This window comes from Bradyrhizobium sp. Arg816 (genome assembly GCF_029989365.1).
Taxonomy (GTDB): Bacteria; Pseudomonadota; Alphaproteobacteria; order Rhizobiales; family Xanthobacteraceae; genus Bradyrhizobium.
Genome location: NZ_JAPRAQ010000001.1, coordinates 363,178 through 377,836 on the forward strand (window position 1 = coordinate 363,178; position 14,659 = coordinate 377,836).

The 14,659-nt window shown below is 61.2% G+C and carries 16 protein-coding genes; 3 read left to right on the top strand and 13 right to left on the bottom strand.

Features of this window, described 5'->3' with window-relative positions; translation table 11 throughout:
- Positions 1-12: 12 nt before the first annotated feature.
- The 10 genes from OWC48_RS01720 to OWC48_RS01765 all read right to left on the bottom strand — a co-directional run bounded on the left by OWC48_RS01720 (position 13) and on the right by OWC48_RS01765 (position 8,433).
- Complete coding sequence (locus OWC48_RS01720; RefSeq protein ID WP_282518370.1) at positions 13-675, bottom strand: isoprenylcysteine carboxylmethyltransferase family protein; 663 nt, start codon at positions 673-675, stop codon at positions 13-15.
- Positions 676-678: 3 nt separating this feature from the next.
- The gene (locus OWC48_RS01725; protein ID WP_282518371.1) at positions 679-1,590 is read right to left on the bottom strand and encodes a type II secretion system F family protein; all 912 of its coding nucleotides are present in this window, start codon (positions 1,588-1,590) and stop codon (positions 679-681) included.
- The gene (locus OWC48_RS01730; RefSeq protein WP_282518372.1) at positions 1,587-2,516 is read right to left on the bottom strand and encodes a type II secretion system F family protein; all 930 of its coding nucleotides are present in this window, start codon (positions 2,514-2,516) and stop codon (positions 1,587-1,589) included. Before OWC48_RS01730 ends, OWC48_RS01725 begins: the two co-directional genes overlap by 4 nt.
- Positions 2,516-3,916, bottom strand: a complete 1,401-nt coding sequence (locus OWC48_RS01735) for a CpaF family protein (RefSeq protein ID WP_282518373.1) — start codon at positions 3,914-3,916, stop codon at positions 2,516-2,518. The genes OWC48_RS01730 and OWC48_RS01735 overlap by 1 nt, the downstream gene beginning before the upstream one ends.
- Positions 3,913-5,112: an AAA family ATPase gene (locus tag OWC48_RS01740; RefSeq protein WP_282518374.1), complete on the bottom strand. Its 1,200-nt coding sequence runs from the start codon at positions 5,110-5,112 to the stop codon at positions 3,913-3,915. The genes OWC48_RS01735 and OWC48_RS01740 overlap by 4 nt, the downstream gene beginning before the upstream one ends.
- Before the next feature lie 12 nt (positions 5,113-5,124).
- On the bottom strand, positions 5,125-6,036 hold the full coding sequence (gene cpaB, locus OWC48_RS01745) for a Flp pilus assembly protein CpaB (protein ID WP_282518375.1): 912 nt from the start codon (positions 6,034-6,036) through the stop codon (positions 5,125-5,127).
- 1 nt (position 6,037) lies between these two features.
- On the bottom strand, positions 6,038-6,544 hold the full coding sequence (locus OWC48_RS01750) for a prepilin peptidase (RefSeq protein WP_282518376.1): 507 nt from the start codon (positions 6,542-6,544) through the stop codon (positions 6,038-6,040).
- Positions 6,545-6,610: 66 nt separating this feature from the next.
- Positions 6,611-6,826, bottom strand: a complete 216-nt coding sequence (locus tag OWC48_RS01755; protein WP_282518377.1) for a Flp family type IVb pilin — start codon at positions 6,824-6,826, stop codon at positions 6,611-6,613.
- A gap of 135 nt (positions 6,827-6,961) precedes the next feature.
- On the bottom strand, positions 6,962-7,171 hold the full coding sequence (locus OWC48_RS01760) for a hypothetical protein (RefSeq protein ID WP_282518378.1): 210 nt from the start codon (positions 7,169-7,171) through the stop codon (positions 6,962-6,964).
- Between the two features lie 380 nt (positions 7,172-7,551).
- Positions 7,552-8,433 carry a LysR substrate-binding domain-containing protein gene (locus OWC48_RS01765; RefSeq protein ID WP_306664154.1) on the bottom strand — a complete coding sequence of 294 codons (882 nt, stop codon included), beginning with the start codon at positions 8,431-8,433 and terminating at the stop codon, positions 7,552-7,554.
- A 181-nt stretch (positions 8,434-8,614) separates the two neighbouring features.
- Here OWC48_RS01765 and OWC48_RS01770 point away from each other — a divergent pair, with 181 nt between their 5' ends.
- Together OWC48_RS01770 and OWC48_RS01775 are read left to right on the top strand one after the other, a co-directional pair.
- The gene (locus tag OWC48_RS01770) at positions 8,615-8,983 is read left to right on the top strand and encodes a nuclear transport factor 2 family protein (RefSeq protein ID WP_282518379.1); all 369 of its coding nucleotides are present in this window, start codon (positions 8,615-8,617) and stop codon (positions 8,981-8,983) included.
- Between the two features lie 50 nt (positions 8,984-9,033).
- The gene (locus tag OWC48_RS01775) at positions 9,034-9,843 is read left to right on the top strand and encodes an MBL fold metallo-hydrolase (RefSeq protein WP_282518380.1); all 810 of its coding nucleotides are present in this window, start codon (positions 9,034-9,036) and stop codon (positions 9,841-9,843) included.
- 52 nt (positions 9,844-9,895) lie between these two features.
- Here OWC48_RS01775 and OWC48_RS01780 read toward each other — a convergent pair whose 3' ends face one another.
- Genes OWC48_RS01780 through OWC48_RS01790 form a run of 3 tightly spaced genes read right to left on the bottom strand, consistent with a single transcriptional unit; the run spans position 9,896 to position 13,859 of the window.
- Positions 9,896-10,327: a RidA family protein gene (locus tag OWC48_RS01780; RefSeq protein ID WP_282518381.1), complete on the bottom strand. Its 432-nt coding sequence runs from the start codon at positions 10,325-10,327 to the stop codon at positions 9,896-9,898.
- Between the two features lie 18 nt (positions 10,328-10,345).
- Positions 10,346-11,524 (bottom strand): acyl-CoA dehydrogenase family protein, encoded by a 1,179-nt coding sequence (locus tag OWC48_RS01785; RefSeq protein ID WP_282518382.1) that lies wholly within the window; start codon positions 11,522-11,524, stop codon positions 10,346-10,348.
- Positions 11,525-11,540: 16 nt separating this feature from the next.
- Positions 11,541-13,859 (bottom strand): bifunctional salicylyl-CoA 5-hydroxylase/oxidoreductase, encoded by a 2,319-nt coding sequence (locus tag OWC48_RS01790; RefSeq protein ID WP_282518383.1) that lies wholly within the window; start codon positions 13,857-13,859, stop codon positions 11,541-11,543.
- Positions 13,860-14,149: 290 nt separating this feature from the next.
- On the opposite strand from OWC48_RS01790, the gene OWC48_RS01795 reads away from it, so the two are divergent.
- The gene (locus OWC48_RS01795) at positions 14,150-14,653 is read left to right on the top strand and encodes a MarR family winged helix-turn-helix transcriptional regulator (protein WP_282518384.1); all 504 of its coding nucleotides are present in this window, start codon (positions 14,150-14,152) and stop codon (positions 14,651-14,653) included.
- The last annotated feature ends 6 nt before the right edge of the window (positions 14,654-14,659 follow it).

A 14,659-nucleotide genomic window follows, 5' to 3' on the forward strand; every position in this document is an offset into this window, starting at 1 on the left:
CACGCATAGCGCTCACCAAACGTAAGGGATCAATCTCCAACGCGATGCTTCGTAACTCGAATATTCCGGGCAAGTGCGCCGAAGCAGGTCTTCCTCGTAGAGGATCCGGCACACCTGAACGCCGATATGCAGGACCAGCACAAGCACCGTGACCGGTGTCAGGTATTGCAGCACGACGCCCACGATCACGATCTCTTCCGCGAAATAGAGCGGATGCTTGATCCATCGATAGGGGCCGGTTTGCACCACCGAACGCGCCTGCGGCACCAGGCTGAACGACCGCCCCAGGTGCCGGATGGTGACAAGCATCATGACCAGGCCGATCAGCACGCAGGCGGTCGACAGCAGGTTCGGCAACGCCTCGTCGGTCTTGCCGAAGAAGGAGATCGTCCACGGCAGATAGGAGCCGACGAATGCAGCTATTCTCGGCATGACCCCGTCCGCATGCGCCTTTGCCGGTGATCTCGTCAGGATCAGCAGCGCCAGCAGCATGTAGAAGATGGCAAGGCAAAAGCTCGACAGAAGTGATGGCCAGGGATCGGTAAACGAGCCAATTCTGATGGCGACGCAGAGTGCCAGCAACATGAACCACATGCTGCCGAGCAGTTGCATCGTCCACTCATGAGGCCGGCTCTTCGACAGCGACCGGTTCTTCGACAGGGTCAGCGTGTTCATGGCTCACTTCACCCCGATGCTGGAGAACGTACGCACAAGATGCAGGAACGGACTGCCACCCAAAATGACGAACATGGCCGGAAGCAGGAACAGCACCATCGGAATCGTCAGCTTGGCGCCCAGCTTGTGAGCTCGTTCCTCCAGATTGGTAATGCGCTCTCGCCGGAGGTCGATGGCGATGCTGCGCAAGGCCTGACTCAACGGCGTTCCGTATTGCAGGCTTTGGCTCACCATGGTGCCGAACCGGCGAAGTCCTTCTGACGTCGATGCCAATTTCTCGAATGCCTCGCTGCGATTTGGCAATATCCTGAGATCATCGAGAAGGCCGTACAAAACCCGGGCCATGGCAGGATTGGTTTCACTCATCTCGTCCGCGACGCGCTCCAGCGCACTTTCCAGACCCATTCCCGCTTCGCTGCAGACAACCAGCAAGTCGATCATATCCGGAGTACCAAGCCGAATGCCGGCATTGAAGCGCCGCTTCAACACTAGCAGGATCAACCGCGGCCCCATGATTCCGATCACCACGCCCATGAGACCGAAGATCAGCATATCGGCCAGAGGCTTCCCGAGAAGCTGCCCAACGAACAAGGCAACGACCGGGAAAAGGAACATGCTGACGGTTTTGACACCGATCCAGATCGACAAGGTCCGATGAGGATTCAAACCCGACGATTGAACGACCATTCGGAGCTGGTCGAGATTTTCCACCGAGTAGAACCGTCGGTACCGCGTGCCGAGTGACGAAAGCCAACCGGTCACGTCCTGGAAGGGCGCTGACGGGCCGGGAATGCCCAGCACGGCGTTTGACACCCGTGTGTTCAACGCACGAATGTGGACCTCGTGGATCATCAACACGGCGGTCGCAGCCGCAATTATGATAGCGAGGGCCACCAAACCGAGACCAAGGGTCATAGTTCTGTTTCCCTTCTGACCATCCAACGGATCACAAGGGACCCGATAATCACCGAGGCCGCCGCATAGGCCAGCAGCCTGTTTCCCGTCGGATCATAGATCAGCAGATCGACTGTTACCGGATTGATCGCGTAAAGCAGCCCGCCGACAATGATGGGCGACAATGAAAGCGCTCGTGAGGAAAAGATCACCTCTCCAGCCAGAGCCTTCGCGCGAGCCGCGAGCGCGACACGCTGCCGCACAGTATCGCCCAGCGTTTGCAGCGTTTCACTCAAGCTGCCACCCGACTTCAGCTGGACTGCAAGCGTGACCGCAAAGATCCCATACTCCGCCACCTGGGTTCGCCGATAGACAGCTTCGACAGCCTCCTCTGGAGGTCTGCCCAAACTCACTTCGCTGCATACGATTGCAAACTGCCCGGCGGTTGGTTGCGGCATCTCGCGAGCAATGGTGCGAAATGCCTCGGTCACGGGGAGCCCGGACCGCACAGTACTCGTCACCAACTGGATCGCGTCGGGCAGCTGCCGAAACAGTTGACTGGCGAGACGATGTCGCTGCCATCCAAACAGACCTCGCACCACCACGACCGCGACAAGAACAGCCGCGGGATATGCGTAACCGTCGGAGAACCTCAGCACGCTGTTGGCATAGAGGATTGCGACTGCGGCGATCACGCCGGCAAATAGCACATATGCGGGATGCAAGGCGTAAGCTATCCCAGGCTTGTAACTGACCATGCGGAAGAGAAGCTGCCAGCGGGACCCGGCCTCCAACCGGCGAATGGAGGGCAGTTTCGCCGCCTCTGAGACTGGCAGAGCGATCGCCAGCTGTCGATCGATGCGTCGTTGTCGCGCGTCGAGCCACAACGCGGTAGCTGCTGCGCAGATCAGGAGCGCCAGGTCAATTGTCGTCAGGAACTCCGGCATTACAGCTGCCTCATGGCTTCGGCCCAGGCTCGATCAAGCCCATAATAGGTCAGGCGGCTCTTGAATTTGGGGACCGCGTTGGTGGACCTATAGGTGCCCGATATCCGCCCGTGAACGTCCTCGTGCTCATATTCGAACGCCGCGATGTCATTGGTGGTGATCACCTCGCCTTCCAGCCCGATCACCTCGCAAATCTGGATGACGCGGCGCTGTCCGTCGCGCATGCGTTCGACTTGCACGATGAGATCCAGCGCAGCGACGATCTGAGACCTGATCGCCCGCAGCGGCAGATTCGGCTGTCCCATCTGCACCATGTTCTCGATACGGGTCATTGCATCGCGGGCGCTATTGGCATGCACCGTGGAGATCGAACCATCATGACCGGTGTTCATCGCTTGCAGCATGTCGAACGCTTCAGCGCCGCGCACCTCGCCTACGACGATCCGGTCGGGACGCATCCGAAGCGCATTCCACACCAGGTCGCGTTGTGTCACCTGCCCCGTGCCTTCGAGGCTCGGAGGCCGGGTCTCCAGGCTGATCACGTGCGGCTGTTGAAGCTGCAACTCAGCTGCATCCTCGATGGTGACGATGCGCTCACTGTGATCGATGAACTGGCTCAGGGCGTTCAACAGCGTCGTCTTGCCAGAACCGGTACCGCCGGAGACCAGAACATTCAGCCGGGATCGGGCGGCGATTTCCAGCAACGCTCCCATGGCCGCCGTCACCGAGCCGTTCTGGATCATGCCGGCCATGTCCAGACGGCGGCTCGGGAATTTCCGGATCGATATGCAGGGGCTATGGATCGCGAGCGGCGGGAAGATGATGTTGACCCGGCTGCCGTCCGGCAAGCGGCAATCCACCATCGGACTGGATTCGTCGACCCGGCGCCCGACTTGCGCAGCGATTTTCTGTGCTACCGAGGCGATGTGATCATTGTCGCGGAATCGCACCGCGATCCGTTCCAGCTTACCATTTCGCTCGACGTAAACGTTACTCGGTCCGTTGACCATGATGTCGTTAATCGATTGATCGAGCAGAAGCGGACGGAGCGGACCGTAGCCGGTCATGTCGTCCGCAATCTCGTCCGCTAGCTGAAACTGCTCACGACCCGACAGTTCGAGCCGTTCCTGGTTGGCAATTCCGTGGATGATCTCCTCGATTTGCCGCCGAAGAACATCGCGCGAAACAGTTGCGGCCACCGACGGCTCAATCTGCTCGATGACCCGTTCGCGCAGCGAAGCCGGCATCACCGGCCGCTGAATGGAAGGTTCGTCGCGCCTTGGAGATGCAGGCAAGACTGGCGTAGATGCCGGCAAGCTCGGCGTCGACGCAGGCAAGCCTGACGTCAATGCAGGCAAGCGAGCTGGCATGTCGTCCTCGCGCCGACCAAACTTTTTCATAGCCCGAGCAGCCTCCTGAGCAGTCCCTTCCTCTCGGCACCGACACCCGTGATCTCTCGTACGATCGGAGCGAGGTGACGCCGCAGTCCTGATACGTGCTTTAGAGCCGGAATTCCGAGATTGACCGCTTGGGTCATCCCCTTCCCGAGATCGGGGATCACCATGTCCGGTTCTGCGCCCAGAGCCTTGGCCATCGTGGCCTTGGGAAGTCCTCCGGCGCGACCGGCACGATTGAGCAAGGTAAAGACCCGATCCTTGCCGGCGATATTGGTGACCGCGGTGCGGAGTGCATGGGCGTTGCGAAGTCCGGTCACTTCGGCCTCCAGCAGCACCAGCACGTGGCGGGAGAGCGTGATCACCGGATGGATCGACGGCGGAAACGGGACAGGCACATCGACGACGATGTAGTTGAATCGTTGCCGGAGCAGACCGAGCACGTGTCTCACGCCCGCTTCAGTGATGTCGAGCTGCGCATCAAGCTCTTCATCGGCGGAAATCAGGCAAACCCGCTCGTTGACATCGATGGCCGCCCGCTCGAGGAACAATGTGTCCGCCCGCATCGGGTTTTCCAAAGCGATCCGCAGCCCCGGTCCAGGCTGAACACCCAGCATCACTGCCGTCTCGCCACCTTGCAGGTGAAGGTCGAGCAGCGCGACCTTCGCTTTCGTGGTCTCCGCGATTTGGAGCGCCAGGTTGATGGCAATGCTCGTTGCTCCGGCGCCGCCCTGCGCGCCACAGATCGAGATCACATGCCCGCCACGATCGGGACCGGGCGCCACATCGCCAAGCAACTTCGGGCGCAGTTGATCCAACACCATGTCCCGTGTCAGCGGCCTCGGCAGATACTCCGTCAAGCCGATCTCCATCAGCTCACGGTAGAAGGTGATCTCTCTGCTCTCTCCAATCAGCGCCACCCGAACATCGGGTGGGCAGACGCCGGCCAGCCTTTCCAGTTCGGTAAAGGGATCATCGATTCCACTGATGTCCGTGACCAATGCGGATATCTCGGTGTCGGTTTCCAGCATACGTATCGCATTACGGATCGTGCCGCGCCGGATCGACAAGTTGCTACCTTCGAGGCCCTTGCGCAGAGCCGCTGCACTGAGCTCGTCATTTACGAAACAGACGATGCGATCGCGCGTTACAACAGACGCTTGCTCTTCAGACGGACTTACCACTGCCATGTTAGAGATCACCACAGCCTCCCCTTACCGACGTGACGATGCGGCCGAAGCGACCGGCGTTGATGAGGCGATCGCCGGCAAGACATCGCCAGTCGACGCCATGCGCGTGCTCCCTGCATCGTCTCTCCGAACCGAGTATTTCGTGCCGCTATTGCGTGCATAGATCACGACCGTCGCGTCGGTGTCCCCTGTATCCTGTCGATCGACCGCTGACCGTACGGCGAGGGAGAGCTTCCCGAGCTGCGCTGCGACGACGACTTTCTTGACCTGCTCCGGCGCGAGCTGCAGCGATACGGTACGCGCCACCTTACCGGCCGAGGCGTTGCTGGCCGAGCCGCCTTGCACGATCTCCTGGTCAATCGCGACAATTCGAACATTGTGGGCGACGGTTTCGCTCAGCGTGCCGTGCTGGTGATCCGGATTTTGCTTCTCGCTTGCTGTCGTCGACTCCTCGGTCAACACGACATCCACGTAATCACCCGGCCAGATCAGACCCGAGACACCGGAGGCGGCGTCAACATTGATGCTGATCGCACGGCTATCCGGCGCCAACACGCTGGCGAGGAAACCCCGTTCGCGCGGGCGCAATATGTCCTTCGATGTGACGGGACTGCCAGTGTCGAGGAAGTTACGAACCAGCGATCCGCGAAGTCCGATCCTGGCGTCGGGCGTATCAAGGATTGCCCCTGCAGGAACGCCATCCGACGATGACGCGGAGCGGGTCGTGAAATCTTCATCGCGGGCCAGCGTCCCTCTCGGTAGCGGATGTGCCGCGACGAAATACCCGACGGGGGCAGGCGCCGGAGCCGGAGTACTCTCCGCAATCTGGACCGGGACCTGTGCCTTCGGCAGGTTCATGCTGTAGGCGATGAGCCCGAGCGCTGCCGTCGCCAGCACAAACACCATGATGATCGAGAGGCGCAAAGCGGATGACATGTCAAAGTCCTTTGCTGAAAACCGTCCAGATACCACCGCACGCTATGGCAACCCCGTAAGGTAACGGCGCGTGTCGCAAATGGCGCCAACGCTCTATCGCGTAGACGCGACGTACGAGCGATGATCCGGCGGGCGCGAGCCGGGGATGTGGCAGGAGGCGCATCATCACATGCACCAGGGCAAGGACGCCGCCGGCCAGCGCGGTGATCGTCAACAACTGAATCACGCCCGTCAGCGGAAGACCGATCGCCAGTGCGACCAGCAGCTTGACATCACCGCCACCAATCAATCCCCGCTGGTAAATCATGAACAGCAGCAGGAACAGGATCGTCGTTGCGATCAGGGATTCGAGGATTTGCATCGGGTTGGCGAATTGACCAGCGATCCCGAGCAGCGCCAGCGCCAGGCAGATGTCGTTTCGGATCAATCTTGTCGCGACATCGATACTTGCGACGTATAGCAACAATAAGATTTCGATAAACGAGGTTATGGAAAAAATCCAACTCATCAAACGCACGCCTCAAACAAACCGTAGCGACATTCTCCCGTGACTTCACGAGCCAAGACGGCTGTATTAGCTTCCGACGGCGGCGCTGATCGCGGCGCTGATCGCACCAACTCCGCTCGTCAGCACGTTCGCGACATTTCCGTTAGCGCCCGTACCCAAAGCAGCACTCACGGCGCCGACCATGCAAGCCGCAAGCATCACGTATTCGAACGACACCACTCCGTCCTTGTCCGTGCGCAGACGCTTCAGCGCATTCATGCACTTGACGTGATACCTCGACATGGGAGGAATCCCTGCTTGGCTCGAAGTCAGAACTTTCAGAAGTGATGCTGTGGGAGCAATTCAATTCATGAATGCACGCCGAAAGAAAATTGGGGGGCAGATTCCGGTGCCCCCCTCCGGGGCAAGATGCCTGAACTACACAGCCGCGGTGAAAGCGGCCGTGATGGCGGTAATACCGCCCGTCAGCGCCGTCGCGATAGCACCGCCGGCTCCGGTACCGAACGCCGCGGTCACGGCGCCGATGATGCAAGCCGCGACAATGATGTACTCGAAAGACACCACGCCGTCCTGGTCCGTGCGCAGACGCTTCAACGCTTCCGTGGCCTTGATGTAATGCTTCAACATTGAGAAATTCCCTCCTCAGAATGAATTTGCATATCTGTCAGCAGGAAATGGCGATGCTAACAATGTCGATTTATAATCTGTGACCGCGACGATGCTGCGGGAATTCGGGAGTACCTCGGCGACCTCGATCAGCCGCTACGCTCGCCGCGTTGGCGGAGGCACCATCCGCGATGGATGCACGCCGACTTCGCAACATGTGCCGGCTCGGTATTAGTCCACCACCGGGGGACGAAACGTTCGGTATTTTCTGTGATGATGCGGCACTCGAACGCGTGGCCAGGAAGACAGCGCCCTCCCGTCCTTTCCAATTCGACCAGCCCTTGGTTCATCGCCAGGGTGACGGACGGTGCCACTATACAGTCCGTCGTGTCGAATTATGGTTAAGAGGCTCGCAGCGCGTTCGTCAGTGCAGACAGCGCAGCCGGCTGATGCTGACGACTGGGGTAATACATGAAGAATCCGGGAATTGGCGGCGTCCAATCTTCCAGCACGCGAATAAGGCGACGTTTCGCAACATGCTCTGCGATCTGCTCTTCGAATGCGAGTCCCAGGCCGGCGCCGGCGAGTGCCGCCTGGATCACCAGGTGGGTATCGTCAATGATGAGCGGGCCACTCACGCCGACCGTGATCGCCTTTCGTCCTTTCTCGAATTCCCACCTGTATGGACCGCCCGGAAGACGCAGGCCTATGCATCGGTGGTCATTTAGATCCTTGGGTTTCCGAGGAATGCTTCGTGATGAAAAATAGCCAGGCGATCCGACCACCGCCAATCGCAATTCCTGGGTTACCCGCACCGCGATCATGTCTTTCTGAATGTACTCGCCAAGTTGAATGCCAGCGTCGAACTCACCCGCAACGAGATCGACGGGGCCAGTGACAGTAACGACGTCAAGAACGATATCGGGGTAGGCTTCCGCGAATGCCGTGAGCCGCGGCAACAACACCATCACGGCGGCCGACCGGGACATGACAATTCGAAGCCGCCCTGCAGGCCGGTGCCGAACGTTTCGGGCTTCGTTGATGGCACGAGCAATCTGCTCGAGTGCCGGAGACAATTCTTTCAAGAGAGCTGCGCCTGCAGCGGTCGGTGCGACGCTCTTGGTCGTTCGAGCAAGAAGCTGCAGCTCGAGCCGTTGCTCGAGTCCCCGGATCGTGTGGCTCAGGGCAGACTGAGACACACCGATCTTTGCCGCAGCCCGCGTGAAGCTTCGTTCTCTGGCGACGATCGCAAACGTAGCGAGTTCGTTCAGTTCGTTTCTCATAATTTATGAATATCCCTCATGACCCCATGTCATTCAATGTGCCTATCCTCATAAGCTACTTTGTCCTAGGTTCGGTCAGCAAGAAAGACTTGAGGCAACAATCTGCAGGTTTCGGCCGGAGACGAAGCTTTCCAGCCACGCGCAGTTTCTTCCCGTTCCAAACGTTATGGATAACAAGCCTATGGATACCGATGCTCGTGCCTTGCGCTCCCTGGCGCAGACCTATTTCGACAGCGCCTATGAATTGGATGCCGACAAATTCGCGTCTATATTTCATCCCTCCAGTTCCGTGACCAAGGTCGGCGACGACGGCAACGTGAGCGTGACGCCAATTGCGACGTGGCTGGCAGCTGTCCGCAATTTGAAAGCTCCGAAGCAACAGGGCCTGGAGCGCCAAGATCAGATCCTCTCGATTGACGTTGAGGGAGAGCTCGCGCTTTTGAAGCTGAAATTGCAAATTCCGCCGCGCTCCTTCACCGACATGTTGTCATGCTTGAAGATCGAAGGAACCTGGAAGATCGCTCAGAAGGTGATGACTTCGAAAATCTGACGACTTCGGTGTCGTTTTAAGAAAGTGAATCAACGCTTGTCGGGTTGTCCGTGAAAGTTCTGTCACAAAGCCCCAACACCCTGTGCTGCGCTTCGGGATCATGGAGGATTTGGTCACTCTCTGATGGATATGTCGACCTCCCCGCCGAATCCCTCAAACATCCAGGCAACAAAGTAGGCAGGCAGATCGAACCGCCTCAGCGGGACGCGTCGCTGGTTCGATTATCGGTCAACTGCTTCCTATTCGATCGCTCTGGCATGGATCGCGTCTTGATCGATTGTGGAGCGGGCGGGAGTTGGGACCCATCCATGGGTCACCTCGTGGAGGCGATGGCAGAGGCAGGCATCGACGCGTCATCGGTCACGATGATCGCCCTCACTCATGCTCATGGCGACCACATCAATGGTCTCCTGATGCCTGACGGTCGACGAGCCTTTAATGACCTGAGGAAGATTGTGATAGGGGAAGACGCCGTCGAGGAGTTTCTTGCCGAGCCGGTGCTGGAGCAGTTTCGTTCGCTCCTTGCCCCCATTAACGGAGGAGATCGGCTGGCCGAACATTTACTGGCGGTGGATATACCTGGGCACGCTCGGGGCCATATGGGTTATCTCCTCAACGCTGACGAGGACGATGTCCTATTCTGCGGCGACCTCATCCACGTTCCCGCCGCACAGTTTTCCCGTCCGGACCTTACCTGGACCTATGACGATGACGAAGCCGTGGCGAGGGCTACCCGGATCAAGTTGCTCCAGGACGCAGCAAATGCGCAGACATGGCTGGCCGGCGCTCATTTGGGTCGACCAGGCATCGGCAGAGTGGTCGAAGAAGGACGAGGATATGCATTCATTCCGGTCGCGTAGCGGCCCATGAGCCCGCGCGATGGGCCGCAGCACTCCTTCGCGCACGCCCTCGTCAGCGCGGGACGACGGCAGTCGCTTCGATCTCGACGCGCGCGGATGGCTCGACGAGGCGCACCACCTGCACGAGCGCCATGCTGGGGTAGTGGGTGCCGACCACCTCGCGATAGGCCTTGCCGAGCGCCTTCAGATTCGCGGTGTATTCATCCATGTCGACGACATACCATGTCAGGCGCACGAGATGGTCCGGCCGCGCGCCCCCCTCTGCCAGGATCGCGACGATGTTTTCGAGTGCCTGCCGGACCTGTGCGACAAACCCATCAGCAAACCGGCCTGCAATGTCCCAGCCGACGACACCACCCGTCACAACGAGACGTCCTTCCGCCATCATGCCGTTCGCGTACCCCTTCGGCTGCGGCCAGCCGCCGGGCTGAAGCACTTGCAGACCGCTCGCCGCGGGGCCTTCCGGCTTTCTCATCGTAGTCATGCGGGGCTCTCAATCCTCTCAGCGCGGCTTCAGGAGATCGCGCGCGACAATCAGTTTCTGGACCTCGGTCGCGCCCTCGTAGATGCGCAGCGCACGGATTTCGCGGTAAAGGCTTTCGACGATCTCACCCTTGCGCACGCCGCGGCCACCGAACATCTGGACGGCGCGGTCGATGACGCGCTGCGCGGTCTCGGTTGCCGTCAGCTTCGCCATTGCAGCTTCGCGCGTCGTCGGAAGCTTCTGGACGTCGCGGCGCCAGGCCGCGCGGTAGGTCAGGAGCGCGGCGGCGTCAGTCTCCGTCGCCATGTCGCCGAGCGCGGCCTGGGTCAGCTGGAGATCTCCCAGCGTCGCACCGAACATGTGCCGGCTGCGCGCATGCGACAGCGCTTCGTCGAGCGCTCGCCGGGCAAAGCCGAGGGCTGCAGCGGCGACCGATGCACGGAAAATATCCAGCGTCTGCATTGCGAGCTTGAACCCGCCGCCCGGCGCGGCGAGACGACGGCTCGACGGAATCCGGCAATTGGTGAAGCGCAACGTCGCCAGCGGATGCGGCGCGATGACGTCGATGCGGTCGGCGATGCCGAAGCCGGGATCATCCGGGAAGACGACAAAGGCCGAGATGCCGCGGGCGCCCGGCGCCTCGCCCGTTCGCGCAAACAGCGTGTAGACGTCGGCAATGCCGCCGTTGGAGATCCAGGTCTTCTCGCCGTCGATGACGTAGTCGTTGCCGTCGGCCCGCGCCGTGCAGGACATCGCTGCGACGTCCGATCCTGCCTCCTTCTCGGACAGCGCGAAGGCCGCCAGCCATTCGCCGGCGCGAACTTTCGGCAGCACGGCCTTGCGCAGGTCCGCCGAGCCGCCGAGCGCGATCGCGCCGGAGCCCAACCCCTGCATGGCGAAGGCGAAGTCGGCGAGGCCATCGGCATAGGCCAGCGACTCCCGCGACAGGCAGATCGAGCGTGAATCGATCGTCGTCGCATCGCCGTCGGGCGCCGCGACGGCGCAATCGAGCACCCCCGCCTCGCCCATCGCACGCACGAGCTTGCGGCAGGCGCCATCGACATCAGTGTGATCGATCGTGTCGAGTGCGCCCGACCGCACGAAGCGGTCGAGCGCCTCGCCGACCGCATGATGACGCGGCTCGAAAAACGGCCAGTCGAGCCATTCGCGCCGGATCACTTTCTCCGTGGAGCTCATCTGATCCCTCCTCCGCTCATTGCGCGCCAGCTGCCGCAGCGCGCGCCAGATTGGTTTCGTATTGTCCCTTGGCGGACAGATACTGCTTCGGCCACTCGACCTTGGTGATGCCGATGCGTGCGGCTTCGTGCAGCGTCCAGGCCGGGTCGGCAAGATGCGGCCGCGCGATGGCGCAGAGATCGGCGCGGCCGGCCGCGAGAATCGAATTGGCGTGATCGGCCTCGGAGATCGCACCGACTGCGATGGTCTCAATGCCGACCTCGTTGCGTATCAGGTCGGCGAACGGCGTCTGGAACAGGCGTCCATAGATCGGCCGCTCATCCTTCCAGACCTGCCCCGATGAACAATCGATCAGGTCTGCCCCGGCCTCCTTGAACATCGCAGCGAAGACCGCCGCATCGGCCGGAATGTTACCGCCGTCGGTCCAGTCATGGCAGGACAGGCGCACCGACATCGGCCGATCGGGCGGCCACACCGCGCGCATGGCCTCGAACACCTCCAGCGGAAAGCGCGCGCGGTTTTCATGGCTGCCGCCGTATTCGTCCGTACGCCGGTTGGTCAACGGCGAGAGGAAGCTCGACAGCAGATAACCGTGCGCGCAATGGAGTTCGAGCCACTCGACGCCGGCGGCAGCGGCACGACGTGTTGCCGCGACAAAATCGTCCCGCACGCGGTCCATGTCGCCGCGGTCCATCGCCCGCGGCAACTGGCTGTGGGGCAAATACGGCAAGGCCGACGCGGAGATCAGAGGCCAATCCCCCGATACCAGCGGCTGATCGATTCCTTCCCACGGCACCCGGGTCGCGCCCTTCCGCCCGGCATGGCCGAGCTGAATTCCCACCTTGGCGTGTCCGACACTGTGAACGAGATCGACCAGGCGGCGCCACTGCGCCGCTTGCGCATCGTTCCAGAGCCCGAGGCAGCCCGGCGTGATCCGCGCATCCGGCGAGACGCAGGTCATCTCGGCAAAGACCAGCGCGGCGCCGCCCATGGCACGCGCGCCGAGATGGGCGATGTGGAAGTCGTCGATCAGCCCGTCCTGCGCCGAATACATCGCCATCGGCGAGACCATGATGCGGTTCGCAAGCGGAAGGCCGCGCACGCGATGCGGCGTCAGCATCGGCGGCGGCACCCGCTCGCCGTCCTTGACCGCTATGCCCGCGCGTTCGGCGAACCAGCGCTCAAAACCTTCCAGCCAGGTGCGGTCGCGCAGGCGAAGGTTCTCGTGGCTGATGCGCTGCGAGCGTGTCAGCATCGAATAGAAGAATTGCGGCGGCTCGAGCGTATCGGCATAGCGCCGGCCGACCACCTCGAACCATTCCATGGCGTTGCGCGCCGCATTCTGGATGCGCGCGACATCGACGCGGCGCACCTCCTCGTACGCGTCGAGCACGGTTTCGATGCCGGCGCGACCGTGGCCATGGCCATCGAACTGGTTGGCGAGCTCGATGGCGTCGTCGAGCGCGAGCTTGGTGCCCGATCCGATGGCGAAATGCGCGGTGTGCGCGGCGTCCCCCATCAGCACGACATGAGACTTGCCGTTGAACACGCTCCATTTGCCGCAGATCAGGCGGCTGAAATTGAGCCAGGCCGAGCCGCGCAGATGGCGCGCATTGGTCAGGAGCTTCGCGCCATCGAGCGTCTCGGCAAAGATTTTTTCGCAGAACTCGATCGAGCCCTGCTGATCGAGCTTGTCGAGCCCGTGGGCCTGGTAGGCTGCTTCCGTGGTCTCGACGATGAAGGTCGAGGTCTCTGCATCGAACTTGTAGATGTGGGCCTGGAACCAGCCGTGCTCGGTCTTCTGAAAATCGAACGTGAAGGCGTCGAACGCCTTCTTGGTGCCGAGCCAGATGAAGCGGTTCGGCCGGATCACCATGTCGGGCTGGAATTGCTCGGCGTAACGGGCGCGGATCCTGGAATTGACGCCGTCGCAGGCGACGATCAGGTCGGCGTCGGGATATTCAAGATCGGACTCGACGTCGCGCTCGAAGACGAGCTCGACGCCCAGCGCCTCGCAGCGCCTCTGGAGAATGTTGAGCAGATGCTTGCGGCCGATGCCGATGAAGCCGTGGCCGCTCGTGCGCTGGCGCGTTCCCTTGAAGACGAGCTCGATATCGTCCCAGTGATTGAAGGCGTCCTCGATCTCGGCGGCGCTCTCGGGATCGGCAATCCGCATCGCGGTCATCATGGCGTCGGAGAACACCACGCCCCAGCCGAACGTATCGTAGGGCTTGTTGCGCTCGACGACCGTGATGACGTGCTCCGGGTGCCGGCGCTTCATCAGCAAGCCCAGATAGAGACCGGCCGGGCCGCCGCCGATACAGACTATGCGCATGATCCCTCGCTTTCGCGCGTCGCGCCGTGTGCCGAGCTTTCACCCAAATTATTTTAAGCATAAAATATTTCCTCGGCACGCATCTTGTCAAGGCGGTTCTGCAAAGACCCGGCCCACGGCCTGGTCTCCGCGGCGTCGATCTGGAGATTCAGTGTAAATTGGACACACGGTAGCGCCGATTCCGAGCCGCTCCGGCGCAGCCTTGAATTTACTTTTGGCACGAACTATCTTGCCGGTGACCACGACAGCTGCGCCGGCTTTCGTCAGGCCATCAAGCCCGGGAGATTCGATTGGCACTCGCGAAGGAGTCCACGCCTGTTTCAAAGAATGGGGCGGATCAGGAGGCCGAGTACAGGGCTCAAACGCGGGTCTGGCTCCGGCTGCTCGCCTGCACGACCCTCATCGAAGGCGAGCTGCGGCGCCGTTTTCGCGATGAGTTCGATTTCACGATGCCCCGCTTCGATGTTCTCGCTCAGCTCGACCGAGAACCGAGCGGGCTTGTGCTGGGAGAGCTGCCCAAGCGGCTGATGGTCTCGGCCGGGAACCTCACGCCGATCGTGGACCGCCTGGTCGCGGATGGATACATCACCCGCACGCCGTCGAACCTCGACCGCCGCGTGCAGATTGTCTGCATGACGGTCGAAGGCCGCAAGACCTTCAGGCGAATGGCCAAGAGTCACGGCGCGTGGCTTGCCGAGCTGCTGGCCGATTTCCCGGCGGACCGCTTCGACGGATTGATCGGCGAGCTCGACGACCTCAAAGGCGCCGTCAGGGACGCACTGCAAAAACCCTGAGCGGAC